The organism is Nonomuraea sp. NPDC001684 (assembly GCF_053596515.1).
This window is the reverse complement of the sequence record NZ_JBSFGJ010000919.1, coordinates 1-1034: the sequence shown is the minus strand read 5'-3', so window position 1 is coordinate 1034 and position 1034 is coordinate 1. Positions and strand designations below refer to the sequence as shown.

At 79.7% G+C, this 1034-nt stretch carries 1 protein-coding gene; it reads right to left on the bottom strand.

Annotation, left to right across the window (positions count from 1 at the left end):
• The coding region (locus ACWCSD_RS53085) for a cytochrome P450 (protein WP_449927681.1) at positions 1–1034 on the bottom strand (1034 nt) is incomplete at both ends.

Sequence of the window (1034 nt, the reverse complement as noted above, 5' to 3'; positions counted from 1 at the left end):
GTGATGATGCCCTCGACGTGCGGCCGCCCGGCGCCGCCGCGCACCTCCAGGCGGGCGCCGTCGGTCAGGGCGGCCAGCAGGTCGGTGGCCAGCGCCTGGGCGACGCCCGCTCCGGCGCAGGTGAACGGGCCGCCGCCGAAGGGCAGGTAGGGGCCCCGCGGCTCGGGGCCGTCCCAGCGGCCGGGGCGGAACGCGGTGGCCCGCGGCCAGTGCCGCTCGTCCCGGTGGAGCAGGTACGGGCAGACGGACACGCTGTCGCCCGGCTCCAGCGGCACGCCGCCGACCTGGTGGGCCCTGCGTACCGGGCGGCCGAGCAGCCAGGCCACCGGCCACAGCCGCAGCGACTCGCGGACGGCCGACTCGGGCGGCACGGCGGCCAGGTCGACGCCGTGGGCCGCCGCCGACAGCAGCGCCCAGGCCACCGCGTGGCCCACCGGCGCGATCGAGGTGCGGAAGAGCAGCAGGTACACCTGCGCCACGTGCTCGGCGGGCGTCCCGGGCGGGGTGGCGCCCAGGACGGCGTCCAGCAGGTCGCCGGGCCGCGTCTCGTCCGCCGGTTCGCTCCGCCGGGCGCGGGCCTCGGCGGCGAGCGTCCGCACCACGCGGGCCCACAGGGCGCGCCGCGACAACCGCGCGAGCCGGCCGGCGGGACGGATCAGCACCTCGCGCCGCACGACGTGCGCCATCAGCTCCCGCAGGGCGGGCGGGCTGTCCGGCCGCAGCAGGGCGTCGGCCAGGAACCGGTGCACGGCGGCCCGCCCGGCCGACGGCCACTCGCTGACCTCGCCCAGCTCCGCCACGACGGCGGGCAGCCGCTCGCGCCGGGCGGCCACGTGGGCGCGCAACGTCGTGCGGGCCGCCCGGCCGATCGCCACCTGCGTCGCCCGCGGCCCGAGCAGCCCGCCGCCGACATGGAAGAACCCGGACACGTCGTCGTAGTCGCCCGCCTCGTCGTGCAGGATGCGCAGGGCCTGCGCCGGGTCGGCCACGCACAGCGAACCGTCGTCGGGCAGGCGGAACACCGGCCCGCGCTC